Annotated in this window: 15 protein-coding genes; 8 read left to right on the forward strand and 7 right to left on the reverse strand. The window is 70.3% G+C overall.

What is annotated here, in order from left to right; translation table 11 throughout:
- Positions 1-29 precede the first annotated feature (29 nt).
- A complete protein-coding gene (locus OV208_RS33645; RefSeq protein ID WP_267578011.1) occupies positions 30-2,108 on the reverse strand; it encodes an ATP-dependent helicase in 2,079 nt (692 codons plus the stop codon).
- A gap of 34 nt (positions 2,109-2,142) precedes the next feature.
- On the opposite strand from OV208_RS33645, the gene OV208_RS33650 reads away from it, so the two are divergent.
- Both OV208_RS33650 and OV208_RS33655 read left to right on the forward strand, forming a co-directional pair.
- Complete coding sequence (locus OV208_RS33650; protein ID WP_267578012.1) at positions 2,143-2,703, forward strand: hypothetical protein; 561 nt, start codon at positions 2,143-2,145, stop codon at positions 2,701-2,703.
- On the forward strand, positions 2,700-3,227 hold the full coding sequence (locus OV208_RS33655; protein WP_267578013.1) for a caib/baif family protein: 528 nt from the start codon (positions 2,700-2,702) through the stop codon (positions 3,225-3,227). The genes OV208_RS33650 and OV208_RS33655 overlap by 4 nt, the downstream gene beginning before the upstream one ends.
- 27 nt (positions 3,228-3,254) lie before the next feature.
- Here OV208_RS33655 and OV208_RS33660 read toward each other — a convergent pair whose 3' ends face one another.
- Together OV208_RS33660 and OV208_RS33665 are read right to left on the reverse strand one after the other, a co-directional pair.
- Positions 3,255-4,433 (reverse strand): class I SAM-dependent rRNA methyltransferase, encoded by a 1,179-nt coding sequence (locus OV208_RS33660; RefSeq protein WP_267578014.1) that lies wholly within the window; start codon positions 4,431-4,433, stop codon positions 3,255-3,257.
- A 7-nt stretch (positions 4,434-4,440) separates the two neighbouring features.
- Positions 4,441-5,706: a metallopeptidase family protein gene (locus tag OV208_RS33665; RefSeq protein WP_267578015.1), complete on the reverse strand. Its 1,266-nt coding sequence runs from the start codon at positions 5,704-5,706 to the stop codon at positions 4,441-4,443.
- A gap of 105 nt (positions 5,707-5,811) precedes the next feature.
- Between OV208_RS33665 and OV208_RS33670 the strand changes: the two genes are divergently transcribed.
- Positions 5,812-6,411, forward strand: coding sequence for a Maf family protein (locus OV208_RS33670; RefSeq protein ID WP_267578016.1), 600 nt, complete (start codon positions 5,812-5,814; stop codon positions 6,409-6,411).
- A gap of 7 nt (positions 6,412-6,418) precedes the next feature.
- Here the strand turns inward: OV208_RS33670 and OV208_RS33675 are convergent, their stop codons facing one another.
- A complete protein-coding gene (locus OV208_RS33675; protein WP_267578017.1) occupies positions 6,419-7,381 on the reverse strand; it encodes a hypothetical protein in 963 nt (320 codons plus the stop codon).
- A gap of 394 nt (positions 7,382-7,775) precedes the next feature.
- Between OV208_RS33675 and OV208_RS33680 the strand changes: the two genes are divergently transcribed.
- The gene (locus tag OV208_RS33680) at positions 7,776-8,027 is read left to right on the forward strand and encodes a hypothetical protein (protein ID WP_120545743.1); all 252 of its coding nucleotides are present in this window, start codon (positions 7,776-7,778) and stop codon (positions 8,025-8,027) included.
- Between the two features lie 493 nt (positions 8,028-8,520).
- Here OV208_RS33680 and OV208_RS33685 read toward each other — a convergent pair whose 3' ends face one another.
- Entirely contained in the window at positions 8,521-9,960 is a 1,440-nt protein-coding gene (locus tag OV208_RS33685; protein WP_267578018.1) for a TolB family protein, read from the reverse strand.
- A 123-nt stretch (positions 9,961-10,083) separates the two neighbouring features.
- Here OV208_RS33685 and OV208_RS33690 point away from each other — a divergent pair, with 123 nt between their 5' ends.
- Together OV208_RS33690 and OV208_RS33695 are read left to right on the forward strand one after the other, a co-directional pair.
- The gene (locus OV208_RS33690; RefSeq protein WP_267578019.1) at positions 10,084-10,881 is read left to right on the forward strand and encodes a TatD family hydrolase; all 798 of its coding nucleotides are present in this window, start codon (positions 10,084-10,086) and stop codon (positions 10,879-10,881) included.
- Positions 10,882-10,909: 28 nt separating this feature from the next.
- On the forward strand, positions 10,910-11,809 hold the full coding sequence (locus OV208_RS33695) for a tRNA threonylcarbamoyladenosine dehydratase (protein WP_267578020.1): 900 nt from the start codon (positions 10,910-10,912) through the stop codon (positions 11,807-11,809).
- A 14-nt stretch (positions 11,810-11,823) separates the two neighbouring features.
- Here OV208_RS33695 and OV208_RS33700 read toward each other — a convergent pair whose 3' ends face one another.
- On the reverse strand, positions 11,824-12,789 hold the full coding sequence (locus tag OV208_RS33700) for a PD-(D/E)XK nuclease family protein (protein ID WP_267578021.1): 966 nt from the start codon (positions 12,787-12,789) through the stop codon (positions 11,824-11,826).
- Positions 12,790-12,929: 140 nt separating this feature from the next.
- On the opposite strand from OV208_RS33700, the gene mutY reads away from it, so the two are divergent.
- Together mutY and OV208_RS33710 are read left to right on the forward strand one after the other, a co-directional pair.
- Positions 12,930-14,126, forward strand: coding sequence for an A/G-specific adenine glycosylase (mutY, locus tag OV208_RS33705; protein ID WP_267578022.1), 1,197 nt, complete (start codon positions 12,930-12,932; stop codon positions 14,124-14,126).
- 198 nt (positions 14,127-14,324) lie between these two features.
- The gene (locus OV208_RS33710) at positions 14,325-14,543 is read left to right on the forward strand and encodes a DUF2934 domain-containing protein (protein ID WP_267578023.1); all 219 of its coding nucleotides are present in this window, start codon (positions 14,325-14,327) and stop codon (positions 14,541-14,543) included.
- Positions 14,544-14,550: 7 nt separating this feature from the next.
- Here OV208_RS33710 and OV208_RS33715 read toward each other — a convergent pair whose 3' ends face one another.
- Entirely contained in the window at positions 14,551-15,645 is a 1,095-nt protein-coding gene (locus OV208_RS33715) for a hypothetical protein (protein ID WP_267578024.1), read from the reverse strand.
- Between the last annotated feature and the right edge of the window lie 38 nt (positions 15,646-15,683).

Consider the following 15,683-nt stretch of genomic DNA (forward strand, 5'->3'; position numbering starts at 1 on the left):
GGGCGCACATGGCCTGGAAATCCGGCCGCCTAGGGCACCCGACCGGGCGTCCCCGGGCCGGGACCGCCGCCAGGAGGCCCCGGCGGGGGCTTCTTGAACCGCTCCTTCAGGTTGGCGAAGAAGTTCTTCTCCTTCTCATCCGGAGGACCCTGACGCGGCGCGTCCATGTCGACGTTCTCGAAGGCGTCCGGGGGGAGGTCCTCCAGGAAGCGCGAGGGCGTGCGGGGCACCTCCTTGCCGCGCTTCACGCGCACGATGGATCGCGTGAGGTACAGCAGCTCCTTGGCGCGGGTGATGCCCACGTAGCAGAGGCGCCGCTCCTCCTCGAGGTTCTGCGCCTCGCCCTGCATGCCGCCGTGGGGCATCAGGTCCTCCTCCATGCCCAGGAAGAAGACGAGCCGGTACTCCAGGCCCTTGGAGGCGTGCAGCGACATGAGCGTCACGCGGCGGTTCTGGCCGGGGACCTCCTCCTCCTCCTGGCGCGTGTCCAGGCTGAGGCGGTTCAGGTACGTGAGGAGGCTGGCCTTGGGGCCCTCGCGCTTCTCGAACTTCTCCAGCGACGCGAGCACGTGGTCCACGCTCTTGAGCTTCTTGTCCGCGGCGGTGCCGGAGACGGCCTTGGCGCGCGTGGCTTCGCGGAAGCCGATCTCCTCCAGCAGCTTCTGCGTCGCCTCCGAGAGGCGCGGGGCGTGGAGGAAGGCGTCGCGGTAGCGCTCCACCATCTCCACGAACTCCAGCACCTTGCCGCCCGCGCCGGCCGGCAGGTCCTCATAGGTGTCCGCGCGGCGCATGGACGTCCACAGCGTCACGCCCTCCGCTCGCGAGTGCGCATGCAGGCGCTCCATCGTCACGTCGCCAATGCCGCGCGCCGGCACGTTGACGATGCGCATGAGGCTGATTTCGTCCAGCCGGTTCGCCAGCACCTTGAAGTACGCGATGACGTCCTTCACCTCGCTGCGGTCGAAGAACTCGCTGCCACCCACCACTTCGTAGGCGATGTTCTTCTCGCGCAGCATCTCCTCCACCGGACGCGACTGGCCGTTGGTGCGGTAGAGCACCGCGATGTCGTCCGCGGGGACGCCCTGCGAGATGTGCTTCTGGATTTCGTGCGCGACGAAGCGGGCCTCCTCTTCGTCATTGGGACAGGCCACGACCTTGACCAGCTCTCCGCCCCGGCGGTCGGTCCACATGCGCTTGTCCTTGCGCTCGGGGTTCTTCGCGATGACGGCGTTGGCCGCGTCCAGCACCCGCTGCGAGGAGCGGTAGTTCTGCTCCAACCGCACCTCCTTGCCTCCCGGGAAGTGCTTCTCGAAGTCGAGGATGTTGCGCACCTCCGCGCCTCGCCACGAATAGATGCACTGGTCGTCGTCACCCACCGCGCACACGTTGCGCGCCTCGCCCGCGAGCAGCTTGAGCAAGTCCAACTGGGCGTGGTTGGTGTCCTGGAACTCGTCCACCAGCAGGTAGCGGAAGCGCTGCGTGTACTTGCGGTGCAGGTCCGGGTGTTCACGCAGGAGGCGCGCGGGCAGCACCAGGAGGTCGTCGAAGTCCACCGAGCCCTGCGCCTTGAGCGCGAGCTGGTAGTCCGCGAACACCATCGCGGTGATGAGGTCGTAGTCGTCGCCCAGCCCTTCGGCCTTGGGCTGCGGCGCCTCTCCGGAGTTCTTCGCCTTGGAGATGAGGTTGAGGACCTTGCGCACGTCGAAGGCGCGGTCGTCGATGCGCTTCTCGCGCATGGCGCGGCGGATGATGGACAACTGGTCGCCCATGTCCGCGATGGCGAACTTCTTCGGCCAGCCCAGCCGGTGGATGTCCTCGCGCAGCATCTCCGCGCCGAACGCGTGGAAGGTGCACACCAGGACGCCCTGCGCCCGCGGACCGGCCATGTGGATGAGCCGCTCCTTCATCTCCGTGGCGGCTTTGTTCGTGAAGGTGACGGCCAGGATGTTGCGGGCCAGCAGGTGGCCCGGCCGCTCGTTGAGCAGGTGGACGATGCGGTGGGTGATGACCCGCGTCTTGCCGCTGCCGGCGCCCGCCAGCACCAGCAGGGGACCCTCGGTCGTCAGCACCGCCTCACGCTGTGGAGGATTGAGCTTCGAAAGGTCCATTGCGCGCAGGCCGGGGATACCCTTTGATTCGTTCGTGCGCGACTATTTCCTACGGCTGGCCACCGCGACGCTCGCGCTCGGCGTGGGCGGCGGATGCCTTGACGACGAACGCACGACTTCTCCCACCCCGCGCGATGTGGTGACCACCGCCGCGCCGTGCGTGTACTTCAAGGACCTGGCGCCCTTCCTTCCGGACTCATTGGAGGGTTTCACGGTGGGCTCCACCGGGGGCTCCACGGGCAAGTACGGCGACGTGTCCGTGTCGGAGGCGGAGCGCACCTACACTCGCGGCGAGGACCGGGAGGTGAAGGTGCGCATCGTGGACACCACCCTGGGGCTCAAGCTGGGGCAGGCCATCCGGGAAGCGGCGCAGAAGGCGCGGGGCCGGGCGGCCAGCGACCCGACGGCGCCCATCCAGTGGAAGGAAGCCGTGGGCTTCGTGCGCTATGACGCCGAAGAAGGCATGGCGGAGGCGAACCTCCTGGTGGGTGAGCGCTTCGTGGTGGCCGTCACCAGCCGTGGTTTCCCCAGCACCGTGGAGGTGCGGCGGGTGGCGCGTGGCATCGATCTCGCCGGGCTCGCCCGGCTGCAATGATTCCAATTCAAGGAGCGTCCGTGGCGGTGAAGGAGAAGGGGTCCCGACCCCAGACGGCCCAGGAGTTGTTGGAGCAGGAGAAGACGGCGCGCCTGGGCGTTTCGTCCCTGGGCAAGCGCGAGTTCATGGACCAGTTCCAGAAGCTGTCCAAGAGCTACGCGGTGGACCCCGGCAACCCCGGCTCCTACGCGTGCGAGGGCTGTCAGCGCTGCGCCAACTGCATGTTCTGCAAGGACTGCGACAGCTGCCACCAGTGCACGCACTGCACGCGCTGCGAGCTGTGCACCAGCTGTTCGCACTGCGTGGAGTGCAAGAACTGCCACGCGTGCGCGTACTGCGTGCAGAGCGAGAACTGCTCGAACAGCGCGTACGTGGTGCTGAGCAAGAACCTGCAGGACTGCAACTACTGCTTCGGCTGCGTGGGCCTGTCCAAGAAGGACTTCCACATCCTCAACGTGGGCTTCTCCCGCACCGAGTACTTCAAGGTCGTGGGCAGGCTGCGCAAGGAGCTGGCCATCCCGTAGCCCCTCGCGCGCCTTGCCACTACCGACTCACAAGGCGCGCACGTAGAGGGCCTTGAGGTACTCCGTCTCCGCGAGGCCCGCGAGCACCGGGTGGTCCAGGCCGGCGCCCCGGCGCTCCAGAATCTGCACCGGGCGCTTCGCGTCCACTGCGGCGTCCAGCACCATGGACTCGAAGCCCTCGCGGTCCAGTTTCCCCGAGCACGAGCACGTCACCAGCAGGCCGTCCGGCTTGAGGCAGCGCAGGGCGCGCAGGTTGAGCTCGTGGTAGGCGCGCAGCGCGGTGGCCAGGCCCTCGCGGCGCTTGGCGAGCCCCGGCGGGTCCAGGACGATGGTGTCGAAGCGGCGGCCTTCCTGGTCGAAGCGGCGCAGCACGTCGAACGCGTTGGCGTTCTCCACCTTCACGTTGGTGCGGCCGTTGGCGTCCGCGTTCGCCTTCGCGCGCGCCGCCGCCTTCGCGTCCTGCTCCACCGCGAGCACCGACGTGCAGTGCTTCGCGAGCGCTAGCGCGAACCCGCCGTGGTAGCTGAAGCAGTCCAGCGCGTCGCCCCGGCCCAGCTCACCCGCGCGCAGGTGGTTGTCCACCTGGTCCAGGAACGCGCCCGTCTTCATGTCGCCTGTCAGGTCGACTTCGAAGCGGTTGTCGCCCTCGTGGTAGCTGAAGCGCGCGTCGCCTTCTCCGTGCAGCAGTCGCACCTCGCGCGGCAGGCTCTCGAAGTCGCGGCCGGAGGCGTCGTCGCGGCACACCACGTGGGTGGCGCCCGTCAGCTTCACCAGCGCGCGGGCGAGCATCTCCTTGCGCGCGTCCATGCCCTCGGAGAGCGTTTGAATCGTGAGGCCCGGGCCGTAGCGGTCCACGAAGAAGCCGGGCAGCAGGTCCGCTTCGCCGTGCACGAGTCGCAGGCCGTCGCGGCCGGGGAGCACCGCGCGGCGGGCCAGGGCGGCCTCCACGCGGCGGATGAAGAAGGCGTCGTCCACCTTCTCTTCCGCGGGGCTCTTGCGCGTGAGCAGGCGGATGGCGAGCGGGGAGCGGCGGGCGTAGAGCGCCTGCCCGATGGGGTTGCCCTGGGGGTCCACCACCGCGACCACCTCGCCGGGCGAGTCGGTGACGGGGGGCTCCATCAGCTCCGTGCGGTACAGCCAGGGGGTGCCTCGACGCAGCGTCTTGGCGCCCTTCAAGCTGACACGGGCAGTGGGTAGGGAAGGCATGTGGGGCTCACTCCAGGCCGCGTGCGGCCAGTTCCTCGTCGTCCTCCCCTCGCAGATGCCCGATTTCATGCAGCAGTGTCACGCGAATCTGTTCGCGCAGCTCCTCGGGCGAGCGCACGGCCCGGGCCAGGTTGCGCCGGTAGAGGGCCACGGAGCGGCACGGCGTCTCCGTTCCGTCGCAGGGTTCGCCCAGGGACGGGCCCCGGAACAGGCCCAGGATGGTGGGTGACAGGGGCGGCTGGTTGGCGAGCAGGTCGTCCTCCGAGGGAATCTCCTCGGTGGCCACCGGCACGCCCTCCAGGTCCTTGCGCATGTCCTCCGGCAGGTCCGCCAGGGCCTTCGCCACCTGGGCCCGGAACTCGTCCGGCGTCGGTAGGGGCGGCGGGGGGAAGTCCTGGGGCTCCAGCGTGCGGGCCCGGTCGAAGTGCGCCTGGGCTTGCGTCCAGCGGCCCTCGCGCTCCAGGAGCAATCCCAGGTGCTGGTGCGCGTGCGCCGCGCGCTCCTTGTCCGTCAGGAGCGACGCGAAGGCCGCCTTCGCCTCGCGGAAGCGGCACAGCTCGAAGAGGGCCAGGGCCTTCTCGTACTTCGCCTCCAGGTTGCCCGGCTCGCGGGCCAGCACGATGGCCGCGCGCTCCAGCGCCTGGTCCGCCTGCCCCAGGTCGTTGAAGGCCATGGCCGCCACCAGCGCGAGGGACGGGATGAGCTCCGGGGGCGTGGAGGGCTGGGACAGGCCGCGCTCGGCGTAGAGCGCGCCCAGTTCGTCCCGTTCGCGCGTGGAGGGCATCTGCACCGCGTACAGGTGCGCGGCGCCCAGGAGCGCGTCCGGGTCCCCCGGGTCGATGGCCAACGCCCGTGCGAAGGCGAGCTGCGCTTCGGGCTCGCGGTGGAGGTAGGCCAGGGCGGCGCCGCGCTCGGCGTGGGCGGCGGCCAGGTCCGGCTCCAGCGCGGCGGCCTGCGCGGCGCAGGAGAGCGCTTCCTCGTAGTGGCCCTCGTCGTAGTAGCGGCGGGCCGCGTCCAGGGGCGCATCCCCGCGCGCGTCGCACACCGCCAGCGGGTGCACCTCCGCCACGGCGTCTTCCGGCGGCGTCACGGAGGCTGCGAGGCCCGCGTCGTCCAGGAGGCCCGCGTCCAGGGAGGCCGTGGCGAGCGCGCCCGCGTCGGCGCTCACGGTGGCTTGCGCACCCGCATCCGTGCCCGCGTCGGCGACAGCCGGAGGAGAGCGTTTGCAGGAGGCGAGCAGGAGACAGACAGCGAGCAGACCGCGCCGCGACATGGGCCGGGAGGCTATGGCATCCGCCCCATCCACCGGAAGCGGGGTGTGCCTGCCCGCTCGAAGGGCCCCTTCCCCACCCCGGCTGCACTACCCTCACCCCACCCCATGAAAAACCCTGGCCACCCCGGCGACCTGTTCCTGGCGTCCACCTCCAGCGCACGCAAGGCCCTGATGGACGGACTGGCCCTGCCCTACCGCACCGAAGCCCCCGGCGTGGACGAGCACGTGCCCGCCACGCTCTCCGCCATGGAGGCCGTGGCGATGCTCGCGGTGCGCAAGGCCCGCGCGGTGCAGGAGCGTCACCCGGACGCCTGGGTCCTGGGCGCGGATCAGCTCGTCGAGGTGGGCGGCATGACGCTGGGCAAGCCCCACGACCGGGACGCCGCGCGCGCGCAGCTTCAGCGCCTGCTGGGCCACACCCACGCCATCCACACCGGCGTGTGTCTGGTGGGCCCTGGCGGGCACCTCCTGGAGGCCGTGGAGACCACGCACCTCACGTTCTTCCCCCTGCCGCCCGAGGAGCTGGAGCGCTACCTGGACACCGCCGAGTGGGAAGGCTGCGCGGGCAGCTACCGCGTGGAGGGCCAGGGGCAGGCGCTGCTCGCGAAGCTCGAGGGGGACCGCACCAACGTGCAGGGACTGCCCATGCTGTCGGTGGTGCGGCTGTTGCGGCAGGCGGGCTTCGCGTTCTTCACCCGCCCGTGAAGCCCTCTCAGCTCGCGCTGGACAGCTCCGCCAGGATCTCGCTGTACGCGGCGCGGGCCTTGTCCGTCTGGTCCGCCTTGAAGCTCACCGCGGACACCACCGGGTGCCCGCCCCCGCCGTAGCGGCCGGCGATGGCGGCCAGGTCGTGCTTGCGGGTGTGGGGCTGCCAGGGGTTGGAGCCCAGCGACACCTTGGCGCGCGACGCGCCCCGGCCCACCCAAAGCGTGTAGCGCGCGTCCGGATAGAGCGCGTAGGCGATGAACTTGTTGAGGCTGTCCACGCCCTCGTCCACCAGGTCGAAGAAGACGACGCCGTTCTCGTAGCGGGCCTTCTCGCGCACCAGGTCGATGTTGCGCTGGTGCTTGAAGAGCAGCGGCGCCAGCGGGGCGGAGATGAGGGGCGAACCAGCGATGTCCGAAAGCGACTCGGACTGCATGCGGCGGATGACCTCCGGGATGAGCGTCTCATCCTTCGTGGACTCCAGCACCGTCATGATGCGCAGCGCGGGCTCCTCCAGCGCCACCGCCATCTGGGGGCTGGGGAACTGCGCGCCGTCGATGATCTCCGCCCAGTGCAGCAGGTCCGACAGCGCGGACGCGTCCCAGCCGAAGCGCTCGCGCGCCACGTCCGCCAGGTACAGCGTGCAGCTCTTGCGGTGCGCGTCGTGGAATTTCTTCCCGCTGGTGTCGCGCTGGAAGTGGGGCTCGTCCCCCGGCTGCTGGAAGGCGGAGGCGTGGTGGTCGAACCACCAGGTGAGCCGCGCGTCCTGGCTGTAGCGGAAGTCGACGATGACGTTCTCGTCCCCGGTGAAGACGGCCGGGTCGATGCCCTCCGCCCCCGGCTTGTGGGACAGCCCCCGGTAGCTGAACGTCGCGTCCGCGCGCACGCGCTCCCGGTAGAAGCGGGTGAAGACCGCGGCGCTGGCCGCGCCGTCGAAACAGTTGTCGTGGAAGAGGACCTGGACTCGCATGGCGGTCCGCCCTCTATCCCAAATCCCCCGCCCCCGCTCGCCTCCCCCAGGACGCCCCCACCCTGGCCTCCCGTGGCCCGCCAGCCACGGGGGCGTGGCCCGGGGGTGACACCGGACCCGCGCCCTGATTCCCACGGGCCCCGCCCCGGGATGCGGGCCATTGAACGTCCTGTGGAAATCACCGCGCTGGCTGAACGAAAAACTCGACAGAACGAGGAATGACCCTGGAGGACTGGAAAAAGGTGGGCCGTCCTACCCCACGGAAACCCCCTATTTGACAGGGAAACACCCGGATTCTGGGACCCGCCAGGGGGACTGAGCCCTGGCACCCTGCCTGCATGGTGTCAGACCCAAGGTGTACTCACTCGCGCAGTGGGAAGTGGCGGGAGGAACCATGGCGAAGCGGACCGCAGGCAAGACGAGTGGTGTCACGACGGTGCGGCGGCAGGGTCGGCGGGTGATGCCGGCGCTGCGGCGGACGGCGAAGCGCGCGCGCGTGGTGGCCCAGAAGGCCCAGCTCACCCTGGGAGAGGTCATCGCCGCGGCGTTCGACACGGCCGGCGGTGAGATGAGCGGCGTGCTGGAGCTCGTGACGTCCCCGCAGATGACCCGCGCGCTGGGTCGCCGCATCGTCGTCGAAGGCTGACGCAGTCCCCCGGTCCTCACTCGGGCCGTGCTCCGAAAACAGGGGCGCGCGCGCAAGGACCGTCGCGACACGGCTGTCAGCCTCAAGCCACCAGGTGCCGCTTCCGCTGGCGCGGGTGGAGTGCTTGTCCCCCTTCAACCTGTCGAAGCACGTCCAGGCCCTTCCCGGTGCCCACTCCAGGGTCCGAAGGCGCCACGGCGCAGACGTTCCCGAACCCACTTCGAGTCCCCTTCGAACCCGCGTCGGACTGCCTCCGGTGGGCGCCTCCTGCGTACGTCCGGACGCGCCTTGCGTCCCGGCACGTGGACCGCTTCGGACGCCTCACGGGCCCTGTGAGCGGGTTCAGCGCGACACCGACTGACCGCGTTCGTCACTTCGCACCGGTGGGCTCACCGCTTCGCACCCGCACGGACAACGGCCCGCGCTCTCCCGTAGAAACGGGGAACGCGGGCCGGGAAGCCCCGGTTGCCGGGGCTTTCAACTCCGAAGAGGACTACCGGGGCTGCCAGCGCGGGCGGTGATCGTCACCCTCGTTCGTCAGCACCGTGTACGTGTCCTTGGGGTGGGAGATGACGGTGCCGACGTCCAAACCGGTGGCCGGGTCGATGCGCTGCACGTACAGCTGGCCGCCCTTCACGTAGGCCAGGAAGTGACCGTCCGGCGAGAACGACGGCAGGGTGGCCTCATCCTCGAAGGACAGCGGCGCGCCCTCCGTGGCGCCCGTGGCGGTGTTCACGCGCTGGATGAAGAGGACATTGCCCTTGGTGTCTCCGCACAGGGTCGCGCCCACGTTGCCGCAGAGCGTGGCCGCGGTGCCGATGAGCTGGTAGTAGGCGCGCACATACGCGACCCAGCTCCCATCCGGCGCCCAGTTCGGGTTCGCGATGTAGGACTCCAGGGTGCCGGCGCCGGCGGCCACGGAGGTGGCGTCCGCGAGCAGCGTCGGGGTGCCACCGCCCGTCACGGGCAGCGAGTACAGCTTGAGGATCGGGGTGGCCTCCGCGCCGAAGTTCACCGTCTTGCCGTCCGGGTTGGCCAGGAACAGCAGCTGCGAGGTGACGCGGTTGTAGTGCGGCTGCTCAGCGGACGTGGGCGTCCCCGCCAGCGGGGCCGGAGCGGCGCCACCGGTGGAGACCTGGATGCCCGAACCGGAGACGCTGTACGCATAGTCGACACCGTTGGGCCCGAAGTCCGGGAACGTGCCGGTCGCGGTGACCTGCGTCGCCGTGCCGCCCGTCGCGGGGATGGTGGAGATGCCGGACGAGCCGCGCACCCAGACAATCACATTGCCCGGCTCCCATTCGGTGTAGCGGATGCGGGTGCCGCCGCCCGCCGTCAGCACGGTAGGCGCGGCCGCGAGCGGCAGGGCGCGCACCGCGAGTTCACCCGTGGGGCCGGTGACGTCACCCTGCACGAAGGCCACCTGGGCGCCGCCCGGGCCGAAGCGCGGGTAGGCGCTGGCCACGGCGTCATCACTGAGCGACGTCATGCCCGGCACGTCGAATTCGGTCACGAGGGCGCGGGTGCCACCGTCGGTGCCCGTCAGGGCGATGTGAAGCGACTGACAGGTCGCGGCCTCGCAGCGCAGGCCCGCCATGCAGTCCCCGGATGCGGTGCACGCGCCGCCCTTGCCCACCGTCATGCCCGCGTCCGTCCCGGCGTCGACCTCCGTGCCCGCATCCACGTCGGTGCCCGCGTCCGTTCCGGCATCGACTTCCGTGCCCGCGTCCGTCTCCGTGCCCGCGTCCTCCTCGGGGGCCGGGGTCAGCGTGTGCAGCTCGCACTTGTTGTCCGCGTTGCAGGCGAAGACCTGGCCCTCAGGGGGCGTCCCCTTGTCACGGCAGTCAAACTGATCGACGCATTCGTCACCACAGCCCGTCGCGAACATCGCCAGCGCTCCGAAAAGCGCACCCCACACCACTCGCTTGGTCATGCACATGCCTCCTCAGTCAGGGGCGCGCGTCATAGCTTCCCGTTCGCGGAGTACGGGAAGCCCTGAAGGGCACGTCCTCCGAGGCTGTCCGTGATTGAACTGGGATTGGGAAAAGGGTGCTCAATGATCGACACGCACTGCCATCTGGACGCTTCGCGCTTCGACCCGGACCGCCCGGAGGTCGTCGCGCGCGCCTGGGCCGCGGGCCTTCACGGCATCCTCATTCCCGCCGTGGGACCGGAGACCTGGGAGCCGCTGCTCGCTCTGCCCCGACAGGACGCGCGCATCCAGGTGGGCCTGGGCATCCATCCCCAGTTCCTGCCGGACCTGCCGCCGGAAAGCGACGGCCCGAACCTGGAGCGGCTGGACGCGCTGCTGGCGAAGGGCGGCGCGGTGGCCGTGGGCGAGTGCGGCCTGGATGGCCCATCCCTCACCGGAGCCTCGTTGGAGCGGCAGGTGGCCGTGCTGCGCGGGCATCTGGCCCTGGCGCGCAAGCACGGGCTGCCGGTGCTGATGCACTGCCACCGGCTGCACCCCGCGCTCATCGAATTGATGAAGACGGAGACATGGCCGGACGCCGGCATCCTCATGCACAGCTACAGCGGCGGCGCGGAGCTGGCGCGCTTCTACATCCAGAAGGGCTGCCACTTCTCCTTCGCAGGCCCCGTCACCTGGGCGGAGGCGCGCAAGCCGCTGGACGCCCTGCGGGTGATTCCCCCGGAGCGGCTGGTGGCGGAGACGGACTCGCCGGACCAGGCCCCCACGCCCTTCCGGGGCCAGCGCTCCGAGCCGGGCTACCTGCCCCACATCCTCGCGGGCATGGCCCAGGCGCTGGGGGAGCCCGTGGACGTGCTCGCCCAGCGGACGACCGAGAACGCCCGGCGCCTGTTCCGGGAAGCTTTCCCGCCCCCTTCGCTGTAGGCGAGCGTCGCGTGATAGAGGAGCCTTCATGAACCCGCAGCCCGTCCCCACCGCCACCGCCGAAGCCGAGGCGCTCCCCGCCGCCCCCTCGGCCGCTCCGAACGCCGTCGCCGAGCCGTCGCTCGCGAAGCCCTTCAAGCTGTCGAGGCGCTTCGACCGGACGGCGCGCCTCTTGGGCGACAACGCCATGGAGCGGCTGGCCAACTCGCACGTGGTGGTGTTCGGCCTGGGCGGCGTAGGCAGCTTCACCGCCGAGGGCCTGGTGCGAAGCGGCGTGGGCCGGCTGACGCTGGTGGACCACGACGACGTCTGCGTCACCAACACCAACCGCCAGTTGCACGCGACGGTGAAGGCGGTGGGCAAGTCCAAGGCGGAGCTGATGGCGCAGCGCTGTCAGGAGATCAACCCGCAGGCCAAGGTGGAAGCCCTGCGCGAGTTCTACCGCGAGGAACTGGCGGAGACGCTGCTGCCCGCGGGCCGCTACGACTTCGTGGTGGACGCCATCGACAACGTGAAGGCGAAGCTGCACCTCTTGCACCGGTGCGTGACGCTGGGCGTGCCAGTGGTCAGCTCCATGGGCGCGGCGGGCCGCCTGGACCCCACGGCCATCCGCGTGGAGGACCTGTGCGAGACGCACATGGACCCCTTCGCCAAGGACATCCGCAAGCTGCTCAAGCGCAAGTACGGCGTGGAGACGGAGCGCCACACGGGCATCACCGCCGTGTACTCGATTGAAACGCGGCGCCAGCCCATCGCCCTCAACTACGACGACGCCACCGACGGCTTCCTGTGCGTCTGCCCTCAGGACAACGAGTTCCACACCTGCGACCACCGCACGCAGATTGACGGCAGCGTGGCGTTCGTCACCTCCGCGTTCGGCATGAACGCCGCGGGCGTGGTGGTGCGCAGGCTGGCCGCAGCGCGGTAGTGCGGTAGTCGCCCTCAGGCCACGCGCGAACGCACTTCCGCCACCGCCGCCTCACGGCCACACGGGCGGCGGAAGACACAGCGCGCGCAGGCCGTGAGGTTGTCCGTCTGGGGGAAGGCCTCCGCCCCCTTCGGCGTGTTGGCGGCCGGATCCACGAGCAGCGCCCGCATTCCCGCCACGCTCTTCGCGAAGTGCTGGTGGAACGAGTCCATGGCGGACGGATCCACCGCCACGTCGTGCTCCAGGCCCTCGTTCAGGTACACCAGCGACGCGCGCACCTTCTCCAGCGGGTGACGGTACTTCTGCGCGACATAGAGCGCGTAGCCCAGCACCTGCTCGTCGTAGCCCTCACGCGAGCGGCCCGTCTTCCAGTCCACCACCACGAGCGAGCCCGCGTCGTCCATGTAGGCGAGGTCGGGGATGGCGAAGACCTTCACGCCCTCGTGGATGAAGTGCGCGAATTCGAAGCCCGCGTCCACCTCCAGCCACTGCGCGGTCTTGAGCCCCTTGGCGATGCCGGGCCAGCGCGACTGGAAGAACCACGCGAGCGCCGAGCGCACCGTTTCGAAGTTCTGCTTCCACGCCTCGTTGGGGACTTCTTCCGAGTACTCGTGCTCCGCGAGGCCGGTGAAGGGCTTGCGGTACTTCTGCGTCCAGTACGCCTTGGAGCGCGAGTGCCGGAAGTCGCCCTGCATCAGCTTGTGCGCGCGGGCCTCCACGGCCTTGGGGTCCACCTCGCGGCCGGCGCGCCAGTCCAGCAGCACGTCCTTGAGGGCCTCGTGCACGATGCTGCCCGCCCACGTGTAGCGGTTGGACAGCTTCTTGAGCACGTACAGCTCGCGCACGTCCCGCGCGGCCTCCGCCTCCCAGCCGCCCCAGGAGCGGTAGTAGTAGAGGTAGTAGGCCCGGAGGCACTCGGAGAACTTCTCGTGGCGGCTCTTGGACCAGGAGAAGTCGTTGTGGAGGGGAGGACGGGCCATGGACTCGGCGCATCCTATAGACGATCGCCCGTCCCGCCAGAAGGCCGACGAGCGGAGAGACAACCGCCTGGAATGTGGAAACACCCCGGCCTCACCCGACCGTACGGGTATGGTGTCCGACAGCCACCGCGAACCATCACATGAGCCCACGCAAGCGCACGGCCACCGCCGCCCTTCCCCCTCCTGTCTCCCCTGAGCGACACGCGGCCCTCAGAGGTCCGCTGCTCTCCTGGTACGACCGCAACAAGCGCGACCTGCCCTGGCGCCGCACCCGCGACCCGTACGCCATCTGGCTCAGCGAGGTGATGCTCCAGCAGACCCAGGTCTCCACCGTCATCCCGTACTGGGAGCGCTTCCTCGCGCGCTTTCCCACGGTGAAGGCCCTGGCCGCGGCGCCCCTGGACGACGTGCTCTCCGGGTGGAAGGGCCTGGGCTACTACACCCGCGCGCGCAACCTGCACCGCGCCGCCCAGGAGGTGGTGGAGCGCTTCGGCGGGAAGTTCCCTCCGACGGCGGAGCAGCTCATCACCCTGCCCGGCTTCGGCCGCTACACCGCCGGGGCCGTGGCCTCCATCGCCTTCGGTGAGCCCGCGCCCATCGTGGATGGCAACGTCGCCCGCGTGCTGTCGCGCCTGTTCGAGGTCGAGGGCCTGCCCGGGGACCGCGACCGCGAGGCCACGCTGTGGGCGCTGGCCTCGGAGCTGGCGAAGGGCGAGCGGCCCGGGGACTTCAACCAGGCGCTGATGGAGCACGGCGCCACGACGTGCCGTCCGGAGTCCCCGCTGTGCCTGCTGTGCCCCGTGCGCGACGGGTGCTTCGCGTACCGCAAGGGCCGCGTGCATGAGCTGCCCCCAGCCAAGGTGCGCGCCGCGCCCCGGAAGCTGTTCCTGGCGCTGGCGGTGTGGCCGCACGCGGGCACGCTCCTCTTCGCCCGGCGCGCGGACAAGGGACTCTTCGGCGGCCTCTGGGAGCTGCCCGCGGTGGAGGTGGAGGAAGACACGCCGGAGGCCGAAGCCGTCCAGCGCCTGTCATCGACGTTGGGCGCGACGCTCACGCTGGAGGGCACGCTGGACAGCGTGCGCCGGCAGCTCACCCACCGCGACCTCACGCTGCGCCTCTTGCGCGTATCCGGCGGCCCGCGCCCCACGAAGTCCCCCGCGTTCCAGGAGCTGCGCTGGTGCACGCCGCAGGAGGCGGAGGCGCTGGGCATGAGCACCGCGATGCAGCGCGCGCTCGACGCGGTGTTGGGCCATGGAGTGCCAGGTGGAGATGCGCCCGTCGCGCCCGCGAAGAAGAAGGCTCCGGGACGCACGACCAGGAAGGCGACCGGGGGCTGATCCGCCCGGCGACTTCGCGTCCCGGACAGACGGTACGGATGGGCTTCGCGCGTAGAATTCTCCCCTCTCGCGGGCCGTCCATCCCTCAACAAAGGGCGACGTGCGGTGTCGCGCCGACAACCTCCGACTCGCGGGGTCACTTCCGTGTCACGAGGGGGCGCCTGAAGCTTCGGGCCGCCTTTCCCAGGAGGAGTCCCCATGGCCCGTCAGAATTCGCAGAAGACGCCGCAGACCCCGGCCCCGAAGTCCACGCCGGAGCGGACCCAGGAGAAGCCGATCGCGAACACGAGCGCTCCCGCGAATGAGCAGGTCGCCCGGCGCGCCTTCGAAATCTACCAGGCCCGGGGCGGCACCCACGGCAGCTCCGAACAGGACTGGTTCCAGGCCGAGCGTGAGCTGAAGCTCGGCCGTCAGTAGCCGCGCTTCAGTGCGCGTGCGTCGGATTCTGGTGGGCCGGGCGCTCGAATTCGAGTGCCCGCTTCAGCCGGCGCTGCGACTGCTTCAGCTCCTCCAGGATGCGTTCGGCGTCCATCACCGAGCGCATGGCGAGCCCGCACGCGGGCGTCAGCAGCACCGTGGACACCGCCTGCGCGAAGCCGATGCCCTGGGGCAGCGCCGCCTTGAGCGACGCCTCCACGGAGTCCGCCAGCTCCTCCACCGAATACGTGGACGCCAGGTCCGTGGGGATGACGCCCAGGCTCAACGTCGCACCGGACGCGAGGAAGCGCTCCAGCGCCTCGCGCTCCTCCAGCATCGCGTCCAGCGACAGCCGCACGTCCAGGGACACCAGGTCCGCCTGCGCGTCCAGGAGCACGGCCCAGTCCGTGTTGCCGCAGCAGTGGATGCCCACGAGCGCGCCCTCGCGCTGCAGGGCCACCACCAGCAGGCGCAACTCCTGCTGCGCCAGCAGGTGCTGCGGGTTCATCTTCACGTAGGCGTAGAGGCCCGGCTCGTCCAGGTAGAACAGGGGCGTGGTGCCGGTGCGCTTCAGGGCGCGCACCATCGCCAGCGCGCGCACCATCACCAGCCGGTAGAACGCGTCGTCCAGCCCCGGCACGCTCAGCACCGGCTCGCCCGTCGTCGTGCGCACCACCGAGCGGACCGTGAAGGGCCCGGACAACTGCGCCTTCGCGAACGCGAGCTTGCGGTGCTCCACCTCCCACAGGAAGGGCTTCCACGCGCGGCACGCTTCCGGGGTAGGTTCGAAGGCCTCCAGGTTCCCGGACGCCAGCGCCTGCTCCAGCTTCGCTTCGAAGGCCGCGCGGCCCGCGGTCCACTCCGCCACGTCCACCGTGCAGACGCCGTCCTCGTCGAAGCGCAGGCCCGGCAGGCCCTCCAGCGCGGCGGGAATCATCAGCTCCCCGGGGTGCCCCACGGGGAGCTGCGGCAGGAACGGGATGTCCATGGCGAGCGCGGCCTGCAGTCCCAGTTCCACCTGGGTGTGCGGCAGGCTGCCAATGCCCGTGGTGGCACACGCGGGCAGGAGCTGGACGGCGCGACGGATGGTGGGCGAAGGCATGGGGACAATCTAACCCGTCCGGTAGAACCGGGCCCGGG

Origin of the sequence: Corallococcus sp. bb12-1 (assembly GCF_026626765.1) — a bacterium.
Classification (GTDB): Bacteria; Myxococcota; Myxococcia; order Myxococcales; family Myxococcaceae; genus Corallococcus; species Corallococcus terminator.